The sequence below is a fragment of the Pseudoalteromonas sp. H103 genome, from assembly GCF_001469205.1.
Classification (GTDB): domain Bacteria; phylum Pseudomonadota; class Gammaproteobacteria; order Enterobacterales; family Alteromonadaceae; genus Pseudoalteromonas; species Pseudoalteromonas carrageenovora.
Genome location: NZ_LOFG01000004.1, coordinates 1 through 20,540 on the forward strand (window position 1 = coordinate 1; position 20,540 = coordinate 20,540).

21 protein-coding genes and 1 pseudogene are annotated in these 20,540 nt (G+C 39.4%); 3 read left to right on the top strand and 19 right to left on the bottom strand.

The window, feature by feature from the left end; translation table 11 throughout:
* A pseudogene (locus ATS74_RS04630) lies at window positions 1–323 on the top strand (IS110 family transposase); the annotation flags it as partial.
* Window positions 324–721: 398 nt separating this feature from the next.
* Here ATS74_RS04630 and ATS74_RS04635 read toward each other — a convergent pair.
* From ATS74_RS04635 to ATS74_RS04645, 3 genes are all read right to left on the bottom strand, one after another.
* Window positions 722–1,102, bottom strand: a complete 381-nt coding sequence (locus ATS74_RS04635) for a hypothetical protein (RefSeq protein WP_058547784.1) — start codon at window positions 1,100–1,102, stop codon at window positions 722–724.
* Between the two features lie 505 nt (window positions 1,103–1,607).
* On the bottom strand, window positions 1,608–1,859 hold the full coding sequence (locus ATS74_RS04640) for a Rho-binding antiterminator (RefSeq protein ID WP_058547785.1): 252 nt from the start codon (window positions 1,857–1,859) through the stop codon (window positions 1,608–1,610).
* 16 nt (window positions 1,860–1,875) lie between these two features.
* Entirely contained in the window at window positions 1,876–2,715 is an 840-nt protein-coding gene (locus ATS74_RS04645; RefSeq protein ID WP_058547786.1) for a DUF417 family protein, read from the bottom strand.
* 280 nt (window positions 2,716–2,995) lie between these two features.
* Between ATS74_RS04645 and ATS74_RS04650 the strand changes: the two genes are divergently transcribed.
* Window positions 2,996–4,462, top strand: a complete 1,467-nt coding sequence (locus tag ATS74_RS04650; RefSeq protein ID WP_058547787.1) for a DASS family sodium-coupled anion symporter — start codon at window positions 2,996–2,998, stop codon at window positions 4,460–4,462.
* Between the two features lie 97 nt (window positions 4,463–4,559).
* Complete coding sequence (locus ATS74_RS04655; RefSeq protein WP_058547788.1) at window positions 4,560–4,994, top strand: GNAT family N-acetyltransferase; 435 nt, start codon at window positions 4,560–4,562, stop codon at window positions 4,992–4,994.
* Between the two features lie 3 nt (window positions 4,995–4,997).
* Here ATS74_RS04655 and ATS74_RS04660 read toward each other — a convergent pair whose 3' ends face one another.
* The 16 genes from ATS74_RS04660 to ATS74_RS04735 all read right to left on the bottom strand — a co-directional run bounded on the left by ATS74_RS04660 (window position 4,998) and on the right by ATS74_RS04735 (window position 20,492).
* Window positions 4,998–5,633, bottom strand: a complete 636-nt coding sequence (locus tag ATS74_RS04660; protein WP_058547789.1) for a trimeric intracellular cation channel family protein — start codon at window positions 5,631–5,633, stop codon at window positions 4,998–5,000.
* A 188-nt stretch (window positions 5,634–5,821) separates the two neighbouring features.
* Complete coding sequence (locus ATS74_RS04665) at window positions 5,822–6,145, bottom strand: hypothetical protein (protein ID WP_058547790.1); 324 nt, start codon at window positions 6,143–6,145, stop codon at window positions 5,822–5,824.
* A gap of 49 nt (window positions 6,146–6,194) precedes the next feature.
* Window positions 6,195–6,689, bottom strand: a complete 495-nt coding sequence (locus ATS74_RS04670; protein ID WP_235591993.1) for a hypothetical protein — start codon at window positions 6,687–6,689, stop codon at window positions 6,195–6,197.
* Window positions 6,690–6,709: 20 nt separating this feature from the next.
* Window positions 6,710–7,174: a hypothetical protein gene (locus ATS74_RS04675; RefSeq protein WP_058547792.1), complete on the bottom strand. Its 465-nt coding sequence runs from the start codon at window positions 7,172–7,174 to the stop codon at window positions 6,710–6,712.
* 36 nt (window positions 7,175–7,210) lie between these two features.
* Entirely contained in the window at window positions 7,211–7,810 is a 600-nt protein-coding gene (locus ATS74_RS04680) for an RDD family protein (protein WP_058547793.1), read from the bottom strand.
* Window positions 7,811–7,890: 80 nt separating this feature from the next.
* Window positions 7,891–8,568 carry a response regulator gene (locus ATS74_RS04685; protein ID WP_058547794.1) on the bottom strand — a complete coding sequence of 226 codons (678 nt, stop codon included), beginning with the start codon at window positions 8,566–8,568 and terminating at the stop codon, window positions 7,891–7,893.
* Between the two features lie 4 nt (window positions 8,569–8,572).
* Window positions 8,573–9,943: an ATP-binding protein gene (locus tag ATS74_RS04690; protein ID WP_201023018.1), complete on the bottom strand. Its 1,371-nt coding sequence runs from the start codon at window positions 9,941–9,943 to the stop codon at window positions 8,573–8,575.
* A gap of 187 nt (window positions 9,944–10,130) precedes the next feature.
* Window positions 10,131–10,628 (bottom strand): hypothetical protein, encoded by a 498-nt coding sequence (locus tag ATS74_RS04695; RefSeq protein ID WP_058547796.1) that lies wholly within the window; start codon window positions 10,626–10,628, stop codon window positions 10,131–10,133.
* An 18-nt stretch (window positions 10,629–10,646) separates the two neighbouring features.
* Window positions 10,647–12,830, bottom strand: coding sequence for a YHYH protein (locus ATS74_RS04700; RefSeq protein WP_058547797.1), 2,184 nt, complete (start codon window positions 12,828–12,830; stop codon window positions 10,647–10,649).
* Between the two features lie 330 nt (window positions 12,831–13,160).
* Window positions 13,161–13,373 carry a hypothetical protein gene (locus tag ATS74_RS04705; RefSeq protein ID WP_058547798.1) on the bottom strand — a complete coding sequence of 71 codons (213 nt, stop codon included), beginning with the start codon at window positions 13,371–13,373 and terminating at the stop codon, window positions 13,161–13,163.
* 179 nt (window positions 13,374–13,552) lie between these two features.
* Window positions 13,553–14,287 (bottom strand): DUF5020 family protein, encoded by a 735-nt coding sequence (locus ATS74_RS04710; protein WP_058547799.1) that lies wholly within the window; start codon window positions 14,285–14,287, stop codon window positions 13,553–13,555.
* 30 nt (window positions 14,288–14,317) lie between these two features.
* Window positions 14,318–15,694 carry a uracil-xanthine permease family protein gene (locus ATS74_RS04715; protein ID WP_058547800.1) on the bottom strand — a complete coding sequence of 459 codons (1,377 nt, stop codon included), beginning with the start codon at window positions 15,692–15,694 and terminating at the stop codon, window positions 14,318–14,320.
* Between the two features lie 78 nt (window positions 15,695–15,772).
* Window positions 15,773–16,840: a BMP family ABC transporter substrate-binding protein gene (locus tag ATS74_RS04720; RefSeq protein ID WP_058547801.1), complete on the bottom strand. Its 1,068-nt coding sequence runs from the start codon at window positions 16,838–16,840 to the stop codon at window positions 15,773–15,775.
* Window positions 16,841–16,906: 66 nt separating this feature from the next.
* Window positions 16,907–17,833: an ABC transporter permease gene (locus tag ATS74_RS04725; RefSeq protein ID WP_058547802.1), complete on the bottom strand. Its 927-nt coding sequence runs from the start codon at window positions 17,831–17,833 to the stop codon at window positions 16,907–16,909.
* Between the two features lie 2 nt (window positions 17,834–17,835).
* On the bottom strand, window positions 17,836–18,936 hold the full coding sequence (locus ATS74_RS04730; RefSeq protein ID WP_058547803.1) for an ABC transporter permease: 1,101 nt from the start codon (window positions 18,934–18,936) through the stop codon (window positions 17,836–17,838).
* Complete coding sequence (locus ATS74_RS04735) at window positions 18,933–20,492, bottom strand: ABC transporter ATP-binding protein (RefSeq protein WP_058547804.1); 1,560 nt, start codon at window positions 20,490–20,492, stop codon at window positions 18,933–18,935. The genes ATS74_RS04730 and ATS74_RS04735 overlap by 4 nt, the downstream gene beginning before the upstream one ends.
* Window positions 20,493–20,540: the final 48 nt, after the last annotated feature.

Here is a 20,540-nt window from a genome sequence, read left to right on the forward strand (position 1 = left end):
TTGGCGCTATCACAAAATGCGGAAACGGCCGAGCAAGACGCCTTCTCGTTGAAGGTGCACACACTTATCGGTATGCGGCAAATATATCGACAGATATGCAAAAACGACAAGAAGGTTTACCAAAGGACATTATTGATATTGCGTGGAAAGCACAACTTAGGCTCTGCAAGCGCTATAAAAAAATGATAGCCAAAGGGAAACACTACAACCTTGTTGTCACCGCAATTGCCCGAGAAATGATTGCGTACATATGGGCCATTGCAAAAGAAGTGGTACTTACGCCAGTGAACGCAAAACTTAGATTGGCAAGAGTACCCGCATGATAAACGAATTAGAGTTAATGCATGGGATCAAGCATCGGGTGTGGCACAACCACCGACGGCGTTAGGATGGCAATGCAGCTAACGCTGCATTGAACCACGAACATAGACTGAAGACAGGTGCCACGACGGAATAAGTAAGGTCTGCTCTGTTGCTAGAAATAGTAATAACCAACGAATATCAGCAAGATAACCGACGAAATTACTTGCTTCATCTTATGTATTAACTCGCTCTAATTCGAGCTAAAGTAATTATGGCTTAAAAAAGTTAGGCAGGGATCAGTGCGTTTAACTTGACAGTGGGAGTCATACCAACGCCTTACTAAGCGGCGCGAAATTGTTGGCTAAAATTGCGAGGAACGAGCGCTAGCCAACTGTTTAGCGTCCGTTTGAGTAACTTGTTAGTTGCCTTTTGCAAACTGCCAAAAGTCTCTGTTTGCATATAAAACCCAATTTAAATTTTTTGGAACCATATAGAAATAAAGAATATCGGTAGAACTTTGAAAAGAATTAAAGTTTGCCCAGTTTAAATTCAGCTGTTCAGTTAACCTTTTAGTTAAACCTGAATCTTTGAATATACGCTCGAAAGACTCAAATACAAACACAGTATCGTTATTTTGATACTCTAATATATTTGAGAATACCTGATTAAATTGAGCTTCAGATAACCAAGGCTTCAATTCTGAATTGGAGTTTTTAGTGATTTCCCAATAGTTAGAAGTAAGCTTTAATTCTTGGTCATTTTCAGTATCGATAATCGATTTCAAATCATCAAAGTTCAACTTATACTCCTAAGGCAACTAACAGCTTATTGAACACCACTTTGGGGGTTTATAGCACCCCAAAACGGCGTATATTACATTGTGCAATAATTCCACTAAATAACTTTAATGTAAACAAGTATTTAGGCATTTTATAAAAAGCCCTTTGTTATTTTGCACCAAAACGGCGTTTAATAATGTTATTGGACAAAATTAAATTAGCTGTTTATATAAACAGTTACTTCTGTAAGTTAGCTTTATTTATGTAGCTACCTTTTACGACCATAATTAACGAACGTACGGATACTAAGCGCTACACAAGCTTATTGAGGCTTACTTATACTGGATTAGCATTTTTATACGCTTTAATAGTTAACGTTTAGCCTTATTCGGTAAAAAAACTCGATTAAAAACAGAGGAAAGTAATACGAATATTTTGGCTTTATGTATTTAGCGCGTAATTAGCTAAAGCATTGGTGAGATAAGCGAGCCTTAACATATTGATAATACAGGCTCGCTAAGGTGTTTACCTTACATCAAAGTTCACATGGTCAAAGTATGGGTTTTTCTCACGCGCTTTAAGTACGCTAATTGTAGTAAGCACGATGAGTTGCAGCTCGCTATTTACGTTAACAGCTATGCATTCGTCTCTATTTACATTGCGTTTTGTATCCGTTGCTATCCCGCATACACCATCACCATATTTTAATACAAGCTCAATATTCAGCCTGTGCATACAGGCAATTTCGATGTAGTCATATTGGTGGCAACTGATCATAAAGCCTCGTTATAAATTATTTAGCTGATTGAAAAAGCATTAAATGTGCTATTACTGCAAGGTTGGCGATATACCAAAAATCTTTAATTACAAACAAACCGAGACCATCTAATAAAGTGGCGGCACTAAATGCACCGGTTGCGGTAATTAAGAATGTTTGGGTCATCATAAATACGCTTAAACACGCTAAGCCACTTACAATAATTAGCTTTTTATTATTTAAAAATAGCCCTAAGCCCAATAACACAGCAAATAATACATCAAACCCGCCAATCACGTTAGACGCGCCTTGTACGCTAAATACCGTGTATAACCACGACATAAACGGTGAGGTTTCTACTAAACCTACAATGCCTTTTGCTTCAAATTCATAAAACTTCATGCCGCCAATCCACAATAAAACCATGGCAACCGGTATAAAGTTTAAAAGTACGTGTTGTTTGTCGGTAAGTTTGTCTTTATAAAACAAAAATAAATACAAAGGCACTATTGCAAAGTATTTAATTATGCCCTGCCCACTACCAATGATTGGAAAGCCACCAAGTTGCGCCATCCAACGGTTACTGGCAAACAAGGTAAGTAATGCAACCAAACTTATAATTGCTGCAAGTAAAAGTGCTGGCGTAGGTTTCATTAGTTTAAGGCGAGCGAGCACGGTGGCAAACGCTAAGGCAATCATAAAGGAGCCACTAATTAAACCTAATGCAGATACAGACATTAGCGAGTCAACGCCATAAAAACTAAACGTAGCCGTTAACGTATTAGGGTTTGATCCTAACGCAAACGACAAGCCAAGTAGCAAAAAGCTACTCGCTAATAAAAAAGTAATCACGTTATTGGTTAGTTTTAAGTTCATTGTATTTCCAAGTATTCGTTGAGGTTTATAAAGACCTTACGAACCTATAAAACAATTCAAGCTAACTCTTAAAAATCATAGTTGATTAAGCACACTGTAAGCTCTTATCGGGTAATGTAATCAATCACTTTAGTTTATAGTTAATTTCCTCTTTATTAATAAAATAAGTTTAATTTTCATATGATGTGCGTCATCTTTTTTATTATTAAATGAAGTAGAATAAGGTTGCCTTTTCAATACACAGAATGCATGCATTTCTAAAACTTAGGGACATTTTTTAATGAAAGGTACTGATATTCGAGTTACCTCTGGACTGATTTCTATAGCCATTGTTTTACTACTTTGGTTTGCTGTACCACCTCCGCAAGGTGTTACCGAAAATGCATGGCATTTGCTCGCTTTATTTATTGGTACTGTAGTTGCCATTATTGGTAAAGCAATGCCTATCGGTGCCATTGCTATTTTAGCTATCACTTCTGTTGCGTTAACCGGCGTAACTAATGACAGCCCATCTGGCGCTATTAAAGATGCATTAAGTGGCTTTTCTAATTCATTAATTTGGCTGATTGGTATTGCTATTATTATTTCTCGGGGTTTAGCTAAAACTGGTTTGGGAAACCGTATTGGCTATAATTTTATTTCTTTTTTTGGTAAAAAAACTATTGGTATTGGCTATGCACTCGCGCTGTCTGAACTTGTTATAGCGCCTGTGACGCCAAGTAATACCGCGCGAGGCGGCGCTATTATTCACCCAATTATGAAGTCGATAGCAACAAGCTTTGGCTCGTCCCCTGAGGAAGGTACCTCTCGTAAAATTGGCCACTACCTTGCTTTAGTGAGCTACCATATAAACCCTATTACATCAGCTATGTTTATTACAGCGACTGCGCCAAACCCTCTAATTGTAAAGCTGATTGCTGATGCTACTGGTGCAAATATTAGTATTACTTGGAGTACATGGGCGCTCGCAGCGCTTGTTCCTGGTTTGCTATGTATTGCCCTTGTGCCTTTGGTTGTTTATGCCATTTACCCACCTGAAGTTAAAAGTACGCCCGACGCTAAAACCTACGCAGAATCTAAATTAACTGAAATGGGCCCAATGAGTTATGGCGAAAAAATAATGGTGGGTGTTTTTGCTATGCTGCTTGTTTTATGGGCCGGCGTACCTGCAATGATTTTAGGGGCTGACTACGCAGTTAATACAACCGCAGTGGCTTTTTTGGGTCTGTCGGTTTTATTAGTGACTGGTGTATTAAGCTGGGACGATGTACTTAAAGAAAAGTCTGCGTGGGATACCGTTGTTTGGTTTTCAGCATTAGTAATGATGGCCACTTTTTTAAATAAACTAGGTTTGGTAACGTGGTTTTCAACACTTGTTGAGAGCAATATTGCGCAACTGGGCTTTGACTGGATTGTATCGGCTATTATATTGGTAGCTGTGTATTTTTATGCTCATTACTTTTTTGCCAGTACCACAGCACATATCACTGCTATGTTTGCCGCATTTTACGCCGCAGGTTTAGCGCTTGGCGCTCCTCCTTTATTTTTAGGCTTACTGTTAGCTGGCGCTTCATCACTCATGATGTCGTTAACGCATTACGCAACAGGCACATCACCCATAGTGTTTGGCTCAGGCTATGTATCGTTAAAAGACTGGTGGGTAATGGGCCTTATAATGAGCGTTATTAATTTAAGTGTATGGGGAATTATTGGCGGGCTTTGGTGGAAGGCACTTGGGTATTGGTAGTATTGCCTTTGTTAGCTTGGCTTGCACATTTAATACTGCAGACTTATTTTGATTAGTTCTACTAATATAAACATTAAGGCTGTTGCAAGGTAGCACTATGGTTTTTAAATTCATAAAGGCAGCATATTCAGACCGAGGCTACTTATTAAGCCTCAGAAAACTGACTATGGTTGAACACTTAGAAAATGCCGGGTTATTTTTAACTGAGCAACAGCATAATGAAAGGGTTGATGAGCAATACGATTGCTCTCATCTCATACAGTTTAATGGTGATATTTTAGGTACGTTAAAGTACAAAATATGGGGTAGCCACATTGAAATAATGCAATTGCAAATACACCCCAACCATCAAAATAAAGGCTACGGCAGAGGCGTTATTGAGCAAGTAATTAAAACTGCAAAGTTAAAGCCTATCAAACTAACAGTACTTAAAAACAACCCTGCTAAAGCACTTTATACTCGACTAGGCTTTAAGATCACTGGGGAAGATAACTATGAGTACCATATGCAAACCCAGCCTATAAATAACTAAGAGCTACTCTCTTTGATCTTTAAAATCTTTTTTTCTGAAAATGGTTAGGTGCCAGCCCCATTTAAGCGAGCCTAATCTTAAAAATACAGTGGTAAAAAGTGAGCCTAAAATACACCAAATGTAATCGACTTCTATGGTAAACAGCGCAGCATAAACTAGGCCGCCTACTAAACAGGCTGAAGCATAGGGCTCGTTTCGCATAACTGAAGGTACTTCGCGGCAAATTACGTCTCGTATTAGGCCGCCAAAAATCCCTGTGGTGATCCCCATTGTTATCGCTATTACCATACCTGTGCCGCTTATTAATGCTTTTTCTATTCCCATAATATTAAATAAGGCCATACCTATGGCATCGACTAATAAAAAGTAATAGTTATTTACATGAGGTAAGTAGCGCACAAAAAATATGGTGGCAATAATAGCGGCGTATGTTGAGTATAAATACTCTGGCGTGGCTATCCAAAAAATAGGTTTATCTAAAAGTATGTCTCTTAGCGTACCGCCACCTAAAGCAGTTACAGTTGCTACCACCACTACACCAAAACCACTTATGCTTTTTTCATAGCCGAGCAATGCACCTGCTACCGAAAAAAATGCCACCCCAAGCAGCCCCAACACCATAAAATATTCAGCGGTCATGTGCAGTCCTTTTAAAAATTTATAAATGAGTGCATCAACTTATATGCCAAAAATAATTAGCAAGAGCAAAAAGAGGATTAAAAATGTTATTTAAAAACAATACAGTAGTAAACGTTTAACGCGGTTGTAGGTCAGGCTTAATAAAATATAATATTTAAAAAGGTAATTATTTTAAAAGTGAGTAGTTTTTACATATTTTTTGTTTTTAGCTGAGCTGCCTTTTTAAGCGCCCACCAGCCAATTATTAGGCTCATTAGTATACGTACGGGAAAGTAAATAACAGCAGGAATACCAAATAACCAATTGGCAAAGCCTTCGGGCATTACATAAAACGCAACCTGCTTCACCCAATATATAAACTCAACATACTGTGCTAAAAAGTCATTAAGCGATAAATTTAAAAGTGCTAAATTATTACCTATTAAAACCCATAGTGCATACAAGCCAAGTAAGCCGTCGCCCACACTGCCAATATATGATGAGTAGCCAATAAATAATAAAAAGCTGCGCATAATAAGTCCTTGTTGCTGCATCGTTAAGTTAAAAAATAAACTAGCTAAGTTAATTGCAGCCTTTGTTGGTTTTAACTAGGTGAACGTCATGAACACTTGCGTGCGCCCCACAGTAAAACATGTAGTTAGAGCAATGATAGTTTTTATCCTTAATATGCAAGCCATTCTCGTCAAATTCTAGTTCAAACTTACAGTTAATATCGTATTCGGGCTCTTGTTCTTCAAACACTAGTTTTTTACCCTTTAGTATTAAAGGCAATGGTTCTGAAACTCCTTCTACAGGGGCGGTGATAGTACAAATGTGAAAGTTGTAACCCCATATCAAGCCTTCTGTAAAATATTTATCATCTTCTTTAAATACATTTATATAGCTCGTTTTTAACTTAAAACGCTCATTACTTTCGCTCCCATCTTCGTTGAGCATAGGGATCGCACTCGTTATTTTATCCGTCCTTGAATAGCATCCCTCAAATGAGCTTGCATATGAATATTCACTAAAGATGGCACTTGCTAGCATCAAAAATATTAAAATCGGTTTGCTCACCACAACTCCTTGCTGCGCTGTTAATCTTCCTCAAAAAAACGGCCCTTATCATCTGTCATTTTTACTGGTAGGGCGTTATCAACCATAAAATAATAAAAGCGTAGGTCGTCAATTAAATCTGGTGCCGTTATTTCAATATCTTGGTATGTGGCGTTTTTAAATTTAAATCTTAAAATATGCTCAAAACGCTTAGTTTGGCAATAAAGTACTTCTTCTAGCTCAAACACCTTTATATTTATGCCGAGTAGTTCAAACTCGCCATTTACAATTTCAACTGCCTGAGATTGTTCCTTATTTGCACAATACCACTGTGAAAACACCCTCAATAATACAAACGCAAATAAGTATAAAAATTGATGCAGCAAAGGCTGTTCAATAAATACCTCTACCCAAAATAAAATTATAACTGCGATAAATGTATTGAAACCAAGTGTCCAAAGTAATTTTGCACTGGGTGCTTTTTTATACCTCGTTAGTTTATTCATAAATACCTTTTAAACATTATCCTTAGCTGGGTATTACTACTTCTCAATATAACTCACTTTGGTTCCTGCTATATGGTCGTGTAAACAGCGTTTATCTTTTGCAAAAATAAAGGCTGGATTAACTACGCCAGCTATCACCTGCCCTACAGAAGGTACAAGCGATAACAGCTGCATGGGTAACATGCGTTTAAAGTAAATAGTTGTAAAACTCGCTTTTGTGCCATCTATGTTTTCTATACGAATAGACATACAGTACTTACCAATAGTTTGTCCGCTGTGATACATAAGGTAACCATGAAGTACTAAAACGCTAAGTACACCATAACCCAATAAAAACAAAGATAACCCAAGGGTTGGCTGCATTAAGCTATCAAAGCCGATATACATCATTAAAGGTATAGTAAAAGCGATTCCTATTAGGCCATCAATTATGGCAGCAACGAGCCTATCCCCGCGTGATGCTTGTTCGCCCACTATTTTTGAGTCGGTATTTTGTGTGGGATCTTGCGCTTCTCGGGTTTTAATAAGCTCGTCTATTTCTTTTGCGCGCTCAGGAAAGCGTTCTCGATCAATTACTTTTGCGCTGGAGTAAAGCTCATCTAAGGTGTAGGAGGTAAAGTCTATTTGAGTGTTCAATTTTGTACATTCCTTTGAATAATCCTCCTCAAAATAGCATATATAGTTAATAATATTCAATAAGTTATAAAGCAGACTATTTAGCCATTAAGCTTATAGCCAACCCCATAAACTGCAGTAATAGGGTTTAAATCGCTTTTAATATCATTAATTTTTTTACGAATATTTTTAATGTGGTTATCAATATTACGGTCTGATATTTCAACTGTGTGGTTATAAACGCTATTAATGATATCTTCACGGCTAAATACACGGCCCACATGGCTAATAAACAATAAAAATATTTTAAACTCTACTGCTGTCAGCGCTAGGCTTTTACCATGGACTAAAGCTACGTAATCATCTTTAAATAACTCAAATTCACCATAGCTAACTACATTATTTTTAGGCTGGCTTGTGCGCCTTAATACGGCTTTTATTCTGGCCATCACCTCTTTAGGGCTAAAAGGTTTGCATATGTAGTCATCAGCGCCAAGTTCAAGCCCTTGTAATCGGTCTAGCTCTTCACGTTTGGCGGTTACCATAATAATAGGTATGCTTGAAAACGACCTAACCTGTTTGCAAATAGTTAGCCCGTCAATATGAGGGATCATTAAATCGAGTAAAATTAAATCGGGCTGATTATTTTTTACAAAGCTCACTACTCCATTGCCAGTGTTAAAATACTCTGTGCTGTAACCTTGTTGTTGGCTGTAAGCTATGAGTACTTCGGCTATGTTTTTTTCGTCTTCTACTATTAGTATTTTTTGTTTAGTCATCGTGTTACTCAAAAAGCGGTAAAGTTATTTTAGCTTCGAGCCCACCTAGTGCACTATGGCCAAGCGTAATATCGCCATTGTGCGCCAACACTATTTGCTGGCAAAGCGCTAAGCCAAGCCCCGAGCCGCCAAATTCTCTATTACGAGACTTTTCTACTCGGTAAAATCGCTCAAAAAGTTTGTTTAATTCTTCGCTTTTGACCCCGGGTGCTGAGTCTTGAATACATAATGTAACTTCTTTACGTTTAAGGTTTTTGCAAATAGTTATATTTACTTGCCCACCAGCATGGGTGTATCTGCAAGTGTTTTCTAGTAGGTTGGTAAATAACTGCATTAAGCGGTCTTTATCGGCATTTATAAAATATTGTGGCGCGGCAATTAAACTTTCATTGTTTAAGGTTAGCGATCGCTCTTTAAAACGTGCGCTAAAATTTTGTAAAGCGAGTTTAAATACCTTGGTTAAATCAAGCTTATTAAAATGATAGGTTAAATTAGCTGTGTCGTTATTTACCAGTTGAGCTAGGTCGTCAACAATATGATTTAAGTTATCTACTTGCTCTATTAATAAGTTTATACGTTTTTCGTCGGCTATAAAAACGCCATCTTGCACAGCTAATAAATGAGAGCGCAATACAGTAATGGGGGTTTTAAGTTCATGAGACGTATCCGACATCCATTGAAAGCGCATTTGCTGGTTGTGCTCAAGTGTATTAGCCAACTCGTTTACGTTACTTGTGAGTATACCTAGCTCATCGCGCGTTAAAGGGGTTATTCGGTTTGAAAAGTTCCCTTTATTAAGCTGATTTGTGCCATGCACTATTTGTTTAATTGGCTTAGTTAAATGACGAGAGAGTAAAATAGCCATTACAAAAGCCAATAAAATTACAAGCAGTGTGATCATAATGTAGTTATGAAACTGAGCCGTTAAAAAGGCTTTTGCGGGGCTGTTTTCAACTAAGCGTGACGGCATTAAACCAAGCCAGCCAACGGTATTTTTGTTAATTACTATAGGCTCAATATGAGGATTGTCGGCTATTTGAGGCTTGCCTACCACAACCTGTTTCTCTGCGTTATATAAGCTAATACGCTGCCCTGTTTTAAGCAAATCGGCGGGTAAATTTATCCATAACAATGAAGGGGTTGGTTGTAGTGGTTTGCTTGCTACGCTACTTTTTGGCTTGCTTTTAACTGGTTTAGATTTTGGGGCAACAATAGAGCGCCATAAATGTACACTTTGAGAAATACCCTGCCAGCTATTATATTGGCTATACACTTTGGTAAGTTGCTGTTTTACATTAGCTAAATGCTGTTGTTCTTCTTTTTCAACAAAGTTATTAAACTCGCTAGCAAAGTTCATATAAATAAACACAAACATTAAGCCTACGAGCGTTATATTCGTTATAAAAAATGCTAAAAAGAATTTATGTATTAGTTTCACTGGCACTCTATTTTTTTAGGCTGTAGGCGTGTGCGGTAATAGTGCTTACACTCTAATTAGCAGTATTGCATAACGAGGGTTTACAATTAAGCTTTAAATAAATAACCCCTCGTTATTTAGCACATTAAAAGCTGGCGTTTAAAGCTTCACCAGCATTGAGCAACTTATACTGCGGTTTAACAATGTTAGCGTGCACCGCGCCTAAGCTTTTAGAAAACGACAACGACACATCACTTACTTTTGAAACCTTATGCCGTGCTAGCAAAACTATTTCATCATGTTGATTTGGGTATGTGTTGAATAATGCTCGCTCAAACTTTATTGCTTGATTATTTATTTGCAATTGAGTCGATTGTAAAAGCATAATTTTAATATAGCTTTGCTGATCGTTTATGCCCAAATTTTCTGGCATAACTTGTTCTATGTCGCCCATTAACCACGCTTGATCACTTTGTAATGTAGATGCTAAATGGGCTGTGTCGGTTATTATTTTAACTTCTACTTGGCCATCTCTTAAAATAATATGAGCACTTGTGCCATTAAGCTCATGCGCGCTCACGGCTGCACTTAAATTTAGTAATACACACATAAAAATTAAATAGCACTTTTTTAATACAAACATATCTTGCCTTTAAGTTTATTAATGCGGCTCATTTATAGTTACTCTACAAATAAGCGTATTATCGGTCTCTAAATCGCTACCCCAAATAAACTGTGCGGTTTTATCCCAGTTTATATCATCGAACCCGTCTTTAGGGCTTACCGAGGAGGTGGTATGCTCGGTAGCATTAGGCCAGGTGCTGTCATCAAAGTTACTTTTTAACCAATCGCGTGGCGCTTCTTTTGCCATATATTTGCACGGAGCGATACCTGCGGTTGGGTTTTGGCTATTTTCACATGTTTTATCTAGTGGGGCTTTGTGTAACACTTCACATTTTAAGGTTTTATTACTTACCGCCACTATTTTATTATTTTTGGTATCAGTAATTTGCATTATAAAACCACCATCGCCCATTTGCTGCCTGCGCGTACCTATATACTCAAGCCCTGTATTATTTTGCTTAAAGTCTTTAATAATAAAATTAAGCTGTATAGGGTAAGACGCTGAAAAGTTAATGCTTTCTGCATTAAAAGATCGCTCTGTAGTAATAGGTACAGAGTCTTCAATTAGTAATTTATCTCCAATATAGGCTGCAAACCAATTGTCGGCCCATGCCTCTAATTTAAAACGAGCTTCGGGATTATTTTGACTTAGTTTTTTAGCTTGTGGTTGCTGACCTCGGCAAAAAGTCCCTGTTTGAATACCGTTTTTGTTACTAATGGTTTTTTGTTTAAAGTCAAAGCAGTCATCCCCCTGCTGTGAAGGGCTATAAGTTGTAAAGTATTGCTCATTTTTATATGTGTAGCGCATAGTACGGCTACCATCTTCGCCTACTGTGTGAGTTAAATTTGTTACCCCACCAACAGGTGGTTTTAATTGAGATCTAATACCATGGGTATCACCACTAAGCGGCGCAACTCGTGGTAATACACGCGTATCTACCTCACCTACTAAACATTGAAAAATATACGGTGCATTTTTTGATGTGTGGTATCGGTAGCCAAACTTGCTATCACTTTGCCCGTTACACACATCGAGTTCGTTTTTGGCAATGGTACTGCCATCAGGGTTTTTATTGCCATACAGCGGGTATCCGTCGTACGCCCAGCCAATAATGGCATCACTGCTTTGGTTTTTCATTGTGTCGATCATACATGTGGGTGCTACATGGTAGTGGTAATCATCCCCGCGCCCTGCATGGCCGCCACAGTTATCTAGTTGGCCTAACTTTATAGTATCGTGTTTGGCATCATACTGATTAATGTTTAACTCACCTTGCGATGAATAATCGTAAATTGGTACACCATTTACCGCTACACCAAGTGCTGCATCTATTGTTGTAAGCTTTTTGGCCTTTTCGGGAGCTAACTTAATAGGTGCGGCGTAATTTTTTGCTGGTACTGGCACCTGTTCATTAGTACCTGTTATACCCGTCATCACAGGGTGTTCAGGGTAAGTATTCGATACTATGTAAGCATATTGGTTATCGCAGGTAACGCGTGCGTTTTTACTAAACCCTGCGTTATTTACAGAGCTTTTTATTGTATTACAGCGACTAGATTGCAAAGCTGTTAAATCAACAGGAGGTGCTGAGTTAACTAAACTTAAAGGTGTTTTTATACTTTCATGCACTTTAGGCTTTTTACGTGCAGGCTTATGTGGACTGCCTGCTCGCTCGTAAGTTACCGTCATTTGTGCTGAGTCTAGGGTAATATTTTTTATAGCTTTAAGTAAGGTAGCTCTATCTACTTGAGTGTTTTTAGCAAAATTTATCGCATCCGATAGTGCATAAACAGTATATGTATAGCGTTTTTCACCAGGCCCCTTTGAGCAAGGCGGCGCATACTGGTTTAAATTATTAACACTGTTGCTACCAAGTTCTGCTTTAATATCAGCTAAATTTTGGCCGCTATTTATGCGTGAAGTGCTTGCATTAATATTATAAACATTCCAATACCAATGTACTCCATCGGGCGCATTGTGATGCATTATGAGAGCATAATACTTTGTGCCTTTTGGTGCTCCGCTCCAGCTAAGAGGGGGGTTAACACTATTGCCATCACAGGTATAGGCTACAGGTAACGTACCGTTATTTTTCATTACGTTACTAACTAATTTAAACGTATTGGATTCCGAGCTTTGTGTATTACTTGTGTTGTTATTACACCCAGCTAACGAAACCCCGTACACTATGGCAAAGCATAATATCCATAAGTTTTTCATTTTTTGCGCTCCAATATGTCACAGCAGATATAAATATTTATAGATAGTGTAATAAGCAATTGTAGGGGAATTATGTAGATTGGTAGTTTGTATCTTCAAACTAGTTAACAGGGCCTAAAGGCCCTTATAATTTTTATAGTTTGTAATTAAGTTTTAAGCGCCGCAATAAGCCAATATTTAATAGGTTAAAAAATAACAAGGCCAACAACACAATTAAAAAAGTAAGAAGTTGATAAAAAAGTAAATTAATATTGCTTTGTGCGCCTTCAAATAACTATTTTTTGTCAATTTAAGCTTATATGAGGGCGTTTTAAAATTAAAAACATTGCTCTACTGTACTGCATCTTTATTTTTAGGGTTTACTAAATTCATTACCGCAAGGTAAATCCAACCACCAATAAAAGTAAATCCTAAGGCAAACGTAACAAATGCACTAACAAGCTTTGAACGATTTTGTTTAGCAGCTATACGTACAGAAAGTAAGGCAGGTATTAAAGATGAAAAAATTAAAATAATGTAGATAAAATTAGCACTAATATTCATAAAAAATCCTTTATGTTAATTGGGAAATGGCTATCTTTTAAGGTAATACCATAAATACTAAAAGATATTTAAACCACATCTAAAGCTATCATAAAAAGTGCTTTTATAGGTACATTTAATAATGCAAAAAAGGCTGCATTAACTAGCAGCCTTTTTTGTATTCGGTAACGCTTAAAGTTTTAAAAATGCCATTTAACCATTAGGTTTGGGTTGTGCTCTGTTTGACCGTCTACACCAAACTTATTTTTCCAATATACGTATTCTATGCCTACATCAAGGCGACCTGTGTCTAGGCCAAGCATAGGAGCAATGTTGTATTTAAGTTGTGAGGTAAAGTTAAAACCGCCTTCACTTTTACCAAACATAGTGTCGGTGCTATCAACAATATCTAAAAAGCCATCGTATCTAAAGTTACCGTTGTTATAGCCCCACGTTACGGTTATTTGGTTGTTATCTTCACGCTCTATACCTATATCGTCTTGAAAACGACGGTAATAAGCCACATTAAAGTATTGAAAACCAGGTACATCTAACGACACGCCACCACCTAATAAATAGTTATTTTGATCGGTATCGCCTGAGCCATATTCTGTTTGTAGCCCTAAAAACACCTCTTTAACAAAGCCGTCTTGTGGTTTATACAGCGTTGGGTTTATATTTAGCTCTCCGTATACTTCATCAGGGTTACTTAACCTATCCATAAAGAAAAACGTGCTTCCCCAGGTATGGCCCGATGCGTGCTCAATGGTTACTACGCTTCTGTCGTCTTCCTCGCCAGAAAACGGTTCTAGGTAATCTGCACCAGTCATAGCGGTAATACTAAAATCTGACCAAAGCTCTTTTGCCGACACGCCCGTTGAACACAGTGATATTGCAGTTACTAACGCTAAACTTTTTATTGTTTTGATTTTCATTATTGATCCCTTTTTTGTAATTTTATTAGTTTAGTTAAGATGATCTGTACTTGCTGAATAATTTTCAGGCAATACCAGCGTCATAACTATTGCTGTTAAACCTGATACCGTAACAGCACTTCCAAATATGGCGGTTACTAGCTTAGGCGCATTAATAAATAGCTCTGGTACAAAACTAACCCCTAGCCCCATGCCTAAGCTCACCGCAATAATAAGTAAGCTACGGCGATTGATTTTTTCACTGGCCAGTATTTTGACCCCTGCGGCTGCCACGGTACCAAACATCACGAGCGTTGCGCCGCCTAGTACAGGTTTTGGTATGTTTTGCAGTACAGCACCAATTACCGGAAATAATCCTAAAACAATCAGTATTGCGCCAATCCATAGGCCAATGTACCTACTTGCTACACCGGTTAACTGAATAACGCCGTTGTTTTGACTAAAAGTAGTATTAGGAAAGGTATTAAACGCGGCTGCAATCATTGAGTTAACGCCATCACCTAAAATGCCTCCACGTATGCGTGCTAAATAGCTTGCACCTTTAACGGGTAATTTAGATACTGCACAATTAGCGGTTATATCGCCGGTCGATTCTATGGCTGTAATAAGGTATAAAAAGCCAAAAGCAATCATGGCGCCAAAATCAACATTAAAGCCATATTTGAATGGTATTGGCATGGCAATTAAATCAAACTCGCCCACCTCAAATTTGGCAATACCTAATAAAACCGCTAGCAGCCAACCTACTATCATGGCTACAACCACAGCAGTAAGCCTTACCCATTGGTTTTTACTGGCGTTAAGTAACACCACTAGTGCCACCACCGAAAAACCAACAATTAAGTTACTTGCTGAAGCAAAATTTTCGGGCATATTAGTTAATAACCATTGGCCACCGCCTATGTCGGTCATGCCTACTTTAATGAGGTAAACCCCAATGGTGGTGATCACCACACCGGTGACTACAGGTTTAATTACCTTCCCGAGTTTTTCTATAAAAAAACTAATAAAAATCTCTACAAAGGCCGCTAAAAAACACACTGCAAATATAGTGGCAAGTACCTCATCGTTATTGCCCCCAGTGGCTTTTACGGTAAATCCGGTTGCCAAAATGGTGCCTAAAAAAGCAAAGCTAGTGCCTTGAACGCATATAAGCCCTGAACCAACAGGCCCTACTCGTCGCGCTTGTATAAAAGTACCAACTCCCGATACAAACAGCGCCATACTAATTAAATACGGTATTTCGCTACCAAGCCCCAATACCCCACCAATAATAAGCGTGGGCGTAATAATGCCAACAAAGCTTGCTAGCACATGTTGTAGTGCGGCAAAAAATGATTCAGTTAGCCCTGGTTTATCATCTACCGCGTATATTATGTCTTCTGAAATAGCTTCTTGGTTTGACATGGTCAATATCCTTTTAGCGCTTAAATTTGGGCAAGGTAAAACAACCTTGCCCTTATTTTAATTTAACTACCTAAGCGCTTATTTAAGCTGCCCTTCAACGCCTTCTACGTAAAAGTCCATACCTAGTAAGGTTTTATCATCGATTGTTTGGCCCGCTTTAGTAACCAACTCACCTTGCTGGTTTTTAATTGGACCACTAAATGGATGAAACTCGCCATTAGCAATTTTTGCACTAAGAGCGTCAATTTCAGCGACTACATTGGCAGGAATATCTTTACTCAGTGGCGCTAAACGCGTCATACCAGCGTCTATACCTTTCCATACATCTTGCGATTGCCACTCGTCGTCAAGCACTTGCTGTACACGCTGGGCATAAAACTCATCCCAATGGTGCACAGGTGCCGTAAGGTGCGCTTTTTTACCATAGCCGCTCATATCTGAGTGGTAACCAATCGCGTATATTCCGGCTGCTTCTGCGGCTTGAAGTGGCGCAGGCGAGTCGGTATGTTGAGTAATAATATCAACACCTTGGTCGATTAAGCTGTCGGCAGCTTCGCGCTCTTTACCTGGGTCGAACCAGCTATTAACCCAGACTACTTTTACTTTTGCGTTAGGTTTTACTGAGCGCAGGCCTAAAGTAAACGCGTTAATACCGCGTATTACCTCAGGAATAGGAAACGCGGCAATATAGCCAATACTGTCAGACTTACTCATGTGCCCAGCAATAACACCGGTTAAGTAACGTCCTTCGTAAATACGGTCAAAGTAAGTGCCTACATTTTTAGCGCGTTTATAACCTGTTGCATGCTCAAACTTTACATTAGGAAAACGTTTAGCCACTTTAATGGTCGGGTTCATGTAGCCAAACGAGGTGGTAAATATTAAATCGTGCCCGCTTTTAGCTAATTGTGTAATAACTCGCTCTGCATCGGCGCCCTCAGGTACGCTTTCTACAAAGGTGGTTTCTATTTTTTCGCCAAATTTTTCTTCTAGGTAGTGGCGGCTTACATCGTGTGTGTAGGTCCAACCGGCTTCGCCAATGGGGCTTACATATACAAACCCTACTTTTACGCTGTCTTTTGCAAGTGCACTAGCGCTTAACCCTAAGCTAAGTGCTACGCCAAGCGCTGTTATTAGTTTTTTCATTGTTATTCTCCGTGTTGTATTTTTAATATCCTGTTGAAGGCTTATTTTTACTCTTTATTTAAAGTTTTAATGCCCTTTGTGCCACGGTTTCCCTAGCCACATGGGTTCGTACATTTTTAGTTTTTGTTTATTTTTACTTAGCATAATCAATACAATAAGCGTTGCACCATAAGGCAGCATGGCCAGTAAATTAGAATCAATCGCTAAGCCAAATGCCTGTGCCACTAAGTGCATAATGCTGGCAAAACCAAATAAATAAGCGCCGAGCATTACCCGCTCAATTCGCCAGCTTGCAAAAACCACTAAAGCCAGCGCTATCCAGCCACGCCCTGATGTCATGTTTTGTGTCCAAAGCGGTGTGTAAGCAAGTGACAAATACGCCCCTGCAATACCCGCTAATGCGCCGCCAAACATCACCGCTAAATAACGAGTACGCATTACTGGTAAACCTAGGTTATTGCCTACACCTGGGCTTTCGCCAATAGCACGTACTGCAAGCCCTGCTCGATGATGTTTAAAAAATAAATAAGCACCTAGCACTAACGCCCAGCTTAAATACACAATGGCATCTTGCGAAAATAGCGCTTTGCCCAGTACCGGAATATGCTCAAACCCAGCAATTGCTAAAGTAGGTAAAGCATTAATGGTTTTTCCCTCATAGTCGGCGCCTAAAAAGGCCGACAAACCCGTGCCAAAAATAGTGAGCGCCAATCCTGCTGCCACTTGGCTGGCATTTAAATTAAGTGCTACAAACGCAAATACTAACGACGCCATAATCCCCACAAGCGCAGCCACACTAAAGCCTATAAGTAGGTTGTCGCACTGGTACATGGTTATAAATCCTGCCACCGCACCGAGCAGCATCATGCCCTCTTGCCCAAGGTTAAGTGTGCCGCTTTTCTCACATACCATTTCACCTAGTGCCACCAGCAATAAAGGCGTACCGGTACGAATAGTGGCGTATAAAATATTAGTAATAACCTCTAAATCCATTTTTATGACTCCTGTGCAATAGGGGTTAACTGCGTTTGTTGTTTAAATGGCAGCGATAATTTAATGCGATAACCAATAAGCACATCGCACGAGAGTAAATAAAACAGCATTAACCCCTGAAAAATACCGGTAATCGCATTGGGCAAACCTATGTTTATTTGCGCCATTTCCCCGCCCATATAAATAAGCCCCATTAGCAGCCCTGCTAAGGTAATACCCAGAGGATGCAAGCGCCCCAAAAAGGCTACAATAATCGCTGCGTAACCATATCCGGGTGATATTTGCGGCACTAATTGCCCAATAGGCCCAGCCACTTCGCCAGCTCCCGCAAGCCCTGCTAATCCGCCACTAATCACTAATACACCGGCAATTAAAAACGCGCGTTTATAGCCCGCCATTTTGGCAGCAGATGCATCAAGCCCGAGTACTTGAATTTGAAAACCCACAAAAGTTTTACTAATAAACACCCATGTTGCACACAGCGCTAATAGCGCAAAAGCCAGCCCTAAGTGAAGTCGAGTGCCGTCAAAAATCACCGGCAGTAAAGTGCTATCGCCAAAGAGCGCGCTTTCAGGAAAGTTATAACCGTGAGGGTCTTTCAATGGCCCATGAACAGCCCACAGCAATACATTTACTGCTATGTAATTGAGCATAATGGTGACTAAAATTTCGTTGGTGTTTAAACGTAATTTCATAAATGCAGCAAGGCCTGCCCACAACATGCCACCGGCAATACCCGCAAGTAATGTAAGCGGTAATGCAAATGCACTTGTAGAATCAACAAAGTTAACAGCTACGGCACTAGCGCATACGCCGCCAATAAGTAGCTGCCCTTCAGCGCCTATATTCCACACCGAGGCTCTGTAGCACAGTGCTAATCCATAAGCACACAGTAAAATAGGTGTGGTCATTACTAATAACTCTGTAACGCCGTACCAATCAGCAATAGGTGCTACAAGTAACGTATATAAGGCATTAAACGGATCGTGCCCTAGTAAGGAAAACACCACATAACCTGTTATTAATGTAAGTAAAATGGCTAAAACAGGAGAGAGATAGCTCCAACTTTTTGAGCGCTCTACCCGTGGCTCAAGCTTTATCATGCTAGCGCCCCTTGCGGTGTTATTTGTGTTGTGTTGTTTTTAAGGTCGTGATTAAAATCGCCCGCCATCCATTGCCCTAATTGCACAAGCGGTACACAGTCGGTATCTAAAATAGGAGAGAGTTTGCCATCGCAAATTGCGCCAATTCGGTCGCAAATTTTATAGAGCTCGTCTAAGTCTTCTGAAATAACCAGCACCGCACAGCCTTCGTCGCGAAGCGTTAAAATAGCTTCGTGAATTGCCACTTGCGCGCCAATATCTACACCCCATGTTGGGTGCGACATTACTAACAATTGTGGGTTTTGCTCGACCTCTCGGCCAATAATAAATTTTTGTAAGTTACCACCAGAAAGGCTTAGTGCATGCGTGCGGTTACTTGGGGTTTTTACTTTGTATTTTTTTATAATTTTGTCGGCGAGTTGGCTAATTTTTTGTTTTACTAAAAAGCCGTTTTTAACTAAACCACTATCAAAACTAGTAAGTAGTGCGTTTTGAGCTAAGTCCATATCGGGTACTGCGCCGCGCCCTAGCCTGTCCTCTGGTACACAGGCAAGCCCGAGCCTGCGCCTTTTTAATGGGCATAACGCATCAACTACGGTATTTTTAAATTTGATAGCGCTACTGTTTTCTTGTATTTCCTCACCCGAGAGCGCTTTTAATAGCTCTTCTTGCCCATTACCAGCTACGCCTGCAATACCCACTATTTCGCCTTGCTGTACGGCAAAGTTAATATTTTTTAGTGGCGTGTCGAATAGTGCCTGCGCATTGGTTGATAAATTATTGACCGTTAAAAAATCACCTGCGCCTCTCGCTCTGCGTGTTTGGTTACTTATTGGTGTGCTATCGCCAACCATTAAGCGGGCTATTGATTCGCTGGTTTCGTTTTTAGGAATGCAATGCCCACTTACTTTGCCACCGCGTAAAATAGTCGCGCTGTCGCACAGCTCAATAACTTCATGCAATTTATGACTAATAAACAGTACCGAACAGCCTTCTTTTTTTAAAGAATGGAGCGTTTTAAACAGTGCATCTACTTCTTGAGGAGTGAGTACAGAGGTAGGCTCATCCAAAATAAGTAGCTGAATATCTAATAATAAACACCTGACTATTTCTACCCGTTGGCGCTCGCCTGTTGAAAGCGTAGACACCAACCTGCGTGGGTCAAGCGGCATACCGTACCTAGCCGATGTTTTACTAATTCTGCTAGCAAGCGAACTACTGTGCCCTGCTAAATCACCCAGTGCTAACGCTATATTTTGCGCCACGGTTAGAGTTTCAAATAACGAGAAATGTTGAAACACCATACCTATGCCTAATTCGCGGGCATCTGCGGGTTCTTTTATGTTCATTACTCGGCCATTAAAAAACATGTCCCCTTGGTCAGGTTTAACTACACCGTAAAGCATTTTCATTAACGTGCTTTTACCCGCGCCGTTTTCACCAAGCAGGGCATGCACCTCACCATGTTTTATTTTTATTGTTACGCCGTCGTTGGCTATACATCCGGGGTAGTGCTTTGTCATTCCCTGCATAGTAAGGCGGTATTTATTGTCCATTATTTAAACCTTTCTTTGTGCTTGTTGGTTAAATAAGCTAGCCTAGAA

Excerpts from the sequence above, each read along its gene's own strand:
- ATS74_RS04640 (WP_058547785.1), bottom strand. The coding sequence starts at position 1,859 with ATGATCAGTTGCCACCAATATGACTACATCGAAATTGCCTGTATGCAC.
- ATS74_RS04645 (WP_058547786.1), bottom strand. The coding sequence starts at position 2,715 with ATGAACTTAAAACTAACCAATAACGTGATTACTTTTTTATTAGCGAGT.
- ATS74_RS04650 (WP_058547787.1), top strand. The coding sequence starts at position 2,996 with ATGAAAGGTACTGATATTCGAGTTACCTCTGGACTGATTTCTATAGCC.
- ATS74_RS04655 (WP_058547788.1), top strand. The coding sequence starts at position 4,560 with ATGGTTTTTAAATTCATAAAGGCAGCATATTCAGACCGAGGCTACTTA.
- ATS74_RS04660 (WP_058547789.1), bottom strand. The coding sequence starts at position 5,633 with ATGACCGCTGAATATTTTATGGTGTTGGGGCTGCTTGGGGTGGCATTT.
- ATS74_RS04665 (WP_058547790.1), bottom strand. The coding sequence starts at position 6,145 with ATGCGCAGCTTTTTATTATTTATTGGCTACTCATCATATATTGGCAGT.
- ATS74_RS04675 (WP_058547792.1), bottom strand. The coding sequence starts at position 7,174 with ATGAATAAACTAACGAGGTATAAAAAAGCACCCAGTGCAAAATTACTT.
- ATS74_RS04685 (WP_058547794.1), bottom strand. The coding sequence starts at position 8,568 with ATGACTAAACAAAAAATACTAATAGTAGAAGACGAAAAAAACATAGCC.
- ATS74_RS04690 (WP_201023018.1), bottom strand. The coding sequence starts at position 9,943 with ATGTTTGTGTTTATTTATATGAACTTTGCTAGCGAGTTTAATAACTTT.
- ATS74_RS04695 (WP_058547796.1), bottom strand. The coding sequence starts at position 10,628 with ATGTTTGTATTAAAAAAGTGCTATTTAATTTTTATGTGTGTATTACTA.
- ATS74_RS04700 (WP_058547797.1), bottom strand. The coding sequence starts at position 12,830 with ATGAAAAACTTATGGATATTATGCTTTGCCATAGTGTACGGGGTTTCG.
- ATS74_RS04705 (WP_058547798.1), bottom strand. The coding sequence starts at position 13,373 with ATGAATATTAGTGCTAATTTTATCTACATTATTTTAATTTTTTCATCT.
- ATS74_RS04710 (WP_058547799.1), bottom strand. The coding sequence starts at position 14,287 with ATGAAAATCAAAACAATAAAAAGTTTAGCGTTAGTAACTGCAATATCA.
- ATS74_RS04715 (WP_058547800.1), bottom strand. The coding sequence starts at position 15,694 with ATGTCAAACCAAGAAGCTATTTCAGAAGACATAATATACGCGGTAGAT.
- ATS74_RS04720 (WP_058547801.1), bottom strand. The coding sequence starts at position 16,840 with ATGAAAAAACTAATAACAGCGCTTGGCGTAGCACTTAGCTTAGGGTTA.
- ATS74_RS04725 (WP_058547802.1), bottom strand. The coding sequence starts at position 17,833 with ATGGATTTAGAGGTTATTACTAATATTTTATACGCCACTATTCGTACC.
- ATS74_RS04730 (WP_058547803.1), bottom strand. The coding sequence starts at position 18,936 with ATGATAAAGCTTGAGCCACGGGTAGAGCGCTCAAAAAGTTGGAGCTAT.
- ATS74_RS04735 (WP_058547804.1), bottom strand. The coding sequence starts at position 20,492 with ATGGACAATAAATACCGCCTTACTATGCAGGGAATGACAAAGCACTAC.